The following is a 7,145-nucleotide window of genomic DNA, read 5'->3' on the forward strand; positions in this document are numbered from 1 at the left end:
TGGCCGCGCTCAGGCCCGACTGGGCCGCATCGGTCATCGCCGTGTCCAGCGTGCCATCGGTTTTCACCCGGCTCAAACTCACGGCCGCTGCGGTGCCCACTTCCAGCGCACTCACATCGGCCACACCCACCGCCCCGGCCGAAGCCACGGCGCTGAGTTTTTGGACTTCCACCTCCAACCCGTTGACCGAACCACCCAACACGCCCACGCCCCCACCTGCATTCAGGCGCAAACTGGCCGCGTACACATCGGTGGCGGCAGAGGTGGTGTCGGCGTCGATCACCGACCCACCCGCGATCACACTCACCGAACCCCAGCTGGCTTGCCCCGTCAGGGCCGAGCCCGTGCGGTCCGCGTTGCTGCGCGCGTCAATCAGGCCCAGCGTCACATTCTTGGTCGCCGCTGCGGCGCTCAGGCGCACGTTTGCGGCGTTGGTTTGAATCACGGCTTCGTCGGCACCACTGAGTTGCATCGTCACCGCACCGGCGGTGGCTTGCACGTCCACCGTGCCGCTGGTCGCCACCGTGATGTCACCGGCAGAACCCAACACCACATCGCCCGCCGTGGCCACCACACTCACCGAGCCGGTCACGGTGCCCAAGGCAGCCGTCACGCTCACGCCCGTGCCCGCGCCTTGCAACAACAAGTTGCCCGTGCCCGTCAGGGCCACGGCTTGCGTCACGCTCAAGGCGCCCGCAGCGGTCAACACCACGGCGCCATTGGCCGTGCTCACACCCGACTGGGCGGCGTCGGTCATCGCCGTGTCCAGCGTGCCATCGGCTTTGATGCGGCTCAAACTCACGGCGGCTGTCGTGCCGACCTCCAGGCCACTCCCATCGGCCACACCCACCGCACCGGCCAGCGACACCGCGCTGAGTTTTTGAACTTCGATGTCCAAGGCATTGGGCGTCGCGCCCAACACGCCCACCCCAGTGCCCGCACTCAGGCGCAAGCTGGCGGCGTACACATCGGTGGCGCTGGTGTCGGCATCGAGCACCGCAGCGCCTGCGATCACACTCACCGCCCCCCAGTTGGCTTGGTCGGCCAGCGAAGAGGCGGTGCGGTTGGCGTCGCTGCGCGCATCCACCAAACCCAAGCTCACATTTTTGGCGGCCGAGGCCGCGCTCAGGCGCACGTTGCCCGCGTTGGTTTGAATCACCGCTTTGTTGCTGCCACTGACTTGCATCACCACCGCACCTGCGGTGGCCTCCAGGTCCACGGTCTTGGCCGCCGTGCTCAAGGTGATGTCGCCGGCGGCAGCCAAGGTCACGTCGCCCGCTGTCGCCACCACGCTCACCGAGCCGGCGCTGGTCAAGCTTGACTGCACGCCCACCGCGCCTGCGGCGCTGAGCAACACATGGCCCGTGGCGGTGATGCCCGCTGCCGTGCTGCCGTCTTTGACCGCCAAGTCACCCGACAACACCTGCACCACCCAGGCGCCCGTGCTTTGCACGCCCGCGCCACTGGTGGCCACGGCCGTTTGCGCTTGCGTCACGCCGCCTGCACCCACCCGGTTGGCCACCACCGACACATTGCCCGTGTCCAAGCCCGCGCTTTCGCTCACAAACGCACCGCCGCTGCCTGCCGTCAACGACAGCGTGTCCACCGCCGTGTCCAGCGCATCGCTGCCGCTGCCCACAGCGCCTGCAGAACCCGTGCTCACATACAGGCCCAGCGCGGTCACATCCACCAAGGTGTCGCCGTCAACCAAGGCGCCACCCGCTTGAATGGCCACTTTGCCCGTGGGCGTGCTGATCTGACCCAGCGTGACATCCCCGGCCGTGGCCTTGAGGCTCACGTTGCCGCTGGTGGTGATCACCGCTTCGTTGTTGGTGCCTGCGCCTCCGGCGTTGGTCATGGTCACGGCCTGCGCCGCTTGCACATCCACCGTGCCGCTGCCCGACACCGTGATGTCGCCCGCTGCCCCCAAAGTCACGCTGCCTGCGGTGGCGATCACGCTCACCGATCCACCTGCGGTGGTCAAGCCTGCGCTCAGGCTCACGCCGGTGCCTGCGCCTTGCAGCAACACATGGCCCACGGTGGCCGACGGTGTGCCCGTCAGCGCCACGGCTTGCGTCACGCTCAAGACCGCACCCGCCGTGACCACCACCGAGCCACTGGCGGCGGTGATGCCCGACTGGGCGGCATCGGCCGTACCGGACGTGGTTGCCCCTGTGGCCAGCACGCTGCTCCACGCCACAGACGCGGGCGTGCCAATCTCCAAAGCCGTGGCATCGGCCAAGCCCACCCCGCCCGCCGCAGCCGCAGCACTCAGGGTTTGCACTTCAACGTCCAGCACATTGGGTGTGGCACCCAACACGCCGATGCCTGCACCCGCGTTCAAACGCAGGTTCTTGGCATACACATCCACGGCCGTGGTGTCGGCGTCCAGCACCGAACCGCCGGCCACCACACTCACCGAGCCCCAATTGGCTTGGTCGGCATCGCCCGTGCCGCTGCGCCCTGTGGTGCTGCGGGTGTCGATCAAGCCCAGCGTCACATGCTTGGCAGCGGTTGCCGCGCTCAGGCGCACATTGGCAGCGTTGGTTTGAATCTTCACTTTGTTGGCGCCACTGACTTGCATCGTCACCGCGCCCGTGGTGGCCTGTACATCAACGGTGCCAGCCCCTGAGGTGATGTCGCCTTTCAAATTCGATGTCGCAAAGTCCGAAGAGATACCCAACACCACATCACCCGCGGTCGCCAACACACTCACCGCGCCACCAGCAGTGGTCACCCCCGCGCTCAGGCTCACGCCCGTGTCTGCGCCTTGCAACAACAAATTGCCCACGGTGCTCGACGGTGTACCCGTCAACGCAATGGCCTGGGTCACGCTCAGCGCGCCTGCGGCGGTCAACACCACCGAACCATCGGCCGCGCTCACGCCAGACTGCAACACATCGGACGTCCCGGCCAGCACGCTGCCATCGGCTTGCACGCGGTTCCAACTGAAAGCGGCCACGCTGCCCACTTCCAGCGCACTCGCATCGGCCACACCCACCACCCCGGCCAAAGCCACGGCGCTGAGTTTTTGCACCTCCACGTCCAGCACATTGGGCGTCCCCACCAACACACCCACGGCACCACCTGCGTTGATGCGCAAGCTGGCAGCGTACACATCGGTGGCGGCGGTGGTGTCGGCGTCAATCACCGAGCCACCGGCGATCACGCTCACCGAGCCCCAACTGGCTTGGCCCGTCAAAGCGGGGGTGGCACGGTCGGCCGCGCTGCGCGCATCGACCTGAGCCAGAGTCACATTCTTGGCCGCCGTGGCCGCACTGAGGCGCACATTGCCTGCGTTGGTTTGAATCACGGCTTCGTTGGTGCCGCTGATTTGCATCGTCACCGCGCCCAGCGTGGCTTCGATGTCCAAGTTTTTACCGGCGGTGGTCAGCGACACATCGCCCGTGGCGGTCAACACCACATCGCTGTCCGACAACAAGGTCACATGGCCTTGCGCACTCAGCGCGGCATTGACGGTCAGCACGCTGCTGGCAGCCACAGTTTTAGAGGTTTGCAAACGCACGTTGCCCGCTTGCGCGGCCACGCCGCTCACGGCCAAGGCTTGGATCGTGCTGTTGACGTCCAGCGTGCCGTTGAGCACACGCAGGGCCAAGTTGCCCGTGACGTTGAGTGCAAACGTGCCACCCAACAAGTCCCAGCTTTCAGACACCGCATCGCCAGTGACCAACGCATCCAACACCACACCGCCTTGGGTGTCCACAAACAAACCACCACTGGTGGTCACCAAACCACGCAGTTGTTGCACGCTGGCTTGCAAGGCTTGGGTCGTGGTGCCCGCCCCGGTGGCCGCTTGAATCAACAAGCGGGTCGCGCTGAGGCTTTGGCTGGCGGCCTGGCTGACACTGCCGTCCACCGCCACCAACTTGATGGTGCCGGGCGCGGTCACGCTTTGGTTCAACACCAAATTGGTTTTGGCACGCAAGCTGATGTTGCCCGTCGTGGTGCTGGCCGTGGTCACACCAGACCCGCCGCTGCCGGTCGAGGCCACAGTCAACACCCCACCCAAGGTGGAGATGTCGATGTTGCTGGTGTTGGCCGCGTTGGAGATCTGCGCTTTGAGAACGGTGAGCGCTCCTCCGTTGGCGGTCTCTTGCAAGGTGATGCCACCCGTGGCGCCACTGTTGAGCAAGGTCACGGTGTCGAACTCGGTGGCGATCAGGCTGATGCCCGTCACCGACGTGGCGGTGAGCGTGCTGCCGCGCAGGGCCTCGGCGGAGATGCCGTCGCCACCTAGGTTGTCGGCTTGGTTGAGCTGCGCTATCGCACCCGTCTTGGCGAACAAGGTCACGGGCTTGAGGGTCTCGGTGAAGCCCGAGACGGTTTTGGCTTCGACCGCGTTGTACAAGGTGATGTTGCGGTAGGCCTCTAATTTCAAGTCGCCATAGACCACGAACGAGGAGCCGCCCAAACCGATGTTGCCTTGCAGGTCATCCACCTGGATGTCGTAACCGTACACCTCCAAGGGCGACGAAAACGTGGCCTGCGTGGCGGTGGAGTTGGCGCCGATGTAGACCTTGCCTGCGTTGCTGAACGCATGCAAGTCGCTGTCGATGTAACCAATGACGATTTTCGAAAAAGAGTGCTGCGCCACCTTGGACAAAATGCCGCCGTTGCCGTAGTTCAAGTCCAACGCATTCGCCACCTGTGAATACGGGTCGGCAACACGGATGTCGACCGTGCGCGAAGCTGGGCGCAGGGTCAGCACAGCACCGTCGGAGCGGAAGTCAGAGCCCTGGAATTCAATCCGGTTGCCTTCAAGGGTGATGTTGCCCCCCGCCAAAGAGACGGCCCCATCGAACAAAATTTGCGTGGCACCGGTGATGCTCAAGTTGCCCGAGGTCAGGGTCAAGTCACCGCGAAAAATCACCGTGCCGCTGCAGTTGATCGTCAAGTCGCCTGCCAGCACCACATTGGAATTGAAGGTCACCGAGGTTGGCGCCGTTGAGCTGGTCAAGCCCGTGATGGTCAAGCCATTGAGCGGATCGGTGTCGCCCACTTGGGACTTCACCACCACGTTGGCATTCGACTTCAGCGTCAAGCTGTCGGTGCCGTTGCTGCCGCCGTTGAGGGTGCTGAAACTGTCGATGCCAATTTGCATGTTGGCACTGGCCGCCACGGTTCTGGCACCGGTCACCGTGACCAAATCGTCCGCCATGAAACTCACCGACGTGGCCGATGAATCGGTGGTGATGCTCAACGCCTGCTCCACCCGCACCGAGCGACCCAGCCACTGAATTTGGGTGCTGTCGTCTTCGGCCAAGATGCGCGTGCGCACCTCGGTGGACAAGGCCACGCCCATCACATGGGCGGCAAACAACTCGCCCTCGTCACCGGGCGAGTCATGCGCCGCGTTGATTAAGTAGTCGATGCCGTGGCCAATTTCTTCCACCAGCACCGTCACCAAATCGCGTTCGTTGGTGAGCGCCTGGATGCGGTCGAGGTTGACCAAAATGCTGGGCGCGCCGTTCTGGCCTTGCACGGCAAACGCCGCATAGGCTTGGCCCAGCACCGACCCCGACACCGCCACTTGCGTCCAAGGCAGTTGCCCAGACTCGATCAAGCTCACCGCCGTGGTGGCGCGTGCCAACCAGTCGGCATTCGGGCTCGCATCGGAGCCCGGGAAAAACTCAAACCAGCCCTCCACCGGTTGGTCTTTCAGGGCCTGGCGCACCTTGGCCCAGGCTTCGTCAAACGCCACTGCCACACCGGTGGTGGCCATGGAGGTGGCCGCAGAAACGCCGACCGACCCATCCACCGTCACGCCAGCCAGCACGCGCACCGTGGCGCCACTGACGTGCTGCACCGACGCCCCGACGTCTAGCACCGAGGCATCGCCTGTTGAAGCCACGGGCGCGGCAAATGCCGACCCACCCATGCCAGCGTCGGCAGGAGCCGACTGCTGCGCCAACAAGGTGGCGTCTTCTTGGATGTGGCCTGTCAACACCTCCGTACCCGTCAGCGCGTCGACCAGCACGGCCAAGGTGGAGGCGGACAACAACATCCGAGGCTCCAGCGGATCCAGCCGGAAGCGACTCGACCCGACCAAGCGAGGGCTGCGGATGAGTGCAGAGGATGGGGTGTTGGAATGTTTCATGCGCATCTCAATCTCGGCGCTCAGTACTTGCCGTTGCGCACCAAGCGCACGAAGTACGAGCTGTAAGTCGGATCGGGTAAGAAAACAGCTCCTGTGCGGAATGAAACAACAACATGATTGGCGCCACCATTCAACTGAGAATCTGTCCAGTAAATACGAGAGTCACCAGGAATTCCAACCGGAAAAGTCCACCAAGTATTGCTGTCGGTTTGCGGATCAAAAACATCGGAATTAATCATGTAAGTGGCAGGCGTGAGCAACTCACCCCTTGAGCGATCAATCAATCCTTCTAACTCGTACTTGGTAGGCAAACGCCAGCCATCCGTCCGATTTGCGGTTTGAAACTGAGTCAGCTGTGACAAAGTGAATCGGGTGGGTGTTCCAGAGCAGCTCAGTACACCCGCCGTAGCACCTTCGCTGCACATCTTCCAGCTCAAATCGTTTTGGGTGTCGTAAATCACGCCACGGTTGGTCGTCAAGGCATAGTTGCTGCTGGCCCGGCTGCGGTTGAAAGCCGCCGCACTGCCACTCACCACGACGGGTTGCTTGGCGCTGCCCTCTGTCGGCCTATCTGTCGATTGCGCATCGTAATAAACAAGGCCTCGCGAATCAGAGGCAAAACTCACCGCCCACAGGGCACCTGCAGCGCTGTAGTTGATGTCGCCGGCAAAAACCAAATCGTTGTTGAGCAAGGTGGCAGAAAACTGGGTGGGGATGTCCGACAGCGTGGCCTTGTCGGTCAGCAGGAGCAATTCGTCCACCGTCGGGTAGCGTTGCCCAGAGGTCAAAGTGTCGCCGGGTGTCACACCCTTCCAATACAAGCCGGTGGTGTTGTCTTTGAGCGTCGAGGTGGTGGCGTCCCAGGTGAAGCGGGGTGTGGAACCGCCGCCGCCGCCGCAAGCCACCAAGCAAGCGCTCAAGCCCAGCAGCGACAGCATGCCAAGCACGCGTTGGGTCCATGCGCGCAGGCGAGCCAGGGTGTGGGTGGGGGGTGGGGTCATCTCAAGTTGCTGTGTAGAAAACATCG

At 63.6% G+C, this 7,145-nt stretch carries 2 protein-coding genes; both read right to left on the bottom strand.

The window, feature by feature from the left end; genetic code table 11:
* On the bottom strand, positions 1-6,118 hold a 6,118-nt coding region (locus tag ACKWJN_RS13965; RefSeq protein ID WP_408597865.1), incomplete at its 3' end, for a beta strand repeat-containing protein.
* A gap of 20 nt (positions 6,119-6,138) precedes the next feature.
* Positions 6,139-7,119 carry a DUF1566 domain-containing protein gene (locus ACKWJN_RS13970; RefSeq protein WP_408597867.1) on the bottom strand — a complete coding sequence of 327 codons (981 nt, stop codon included), beginning with the start codon at positions 7,117-7,119 and terminating at the stop codon, positions 6,139-6,141.
* Positions 7,120-7,145 lie beyond the last annotated feature (26 nt).

The sequence above is a fragment of the Limnohabitans sp. genome (assembly GCF_046052825.1).
GTDB lineage: Bacteria > Pseudomonadota > Gammaproteobacteria > Burkholderiales > Burkholderiaceae_C > Limnohabitans.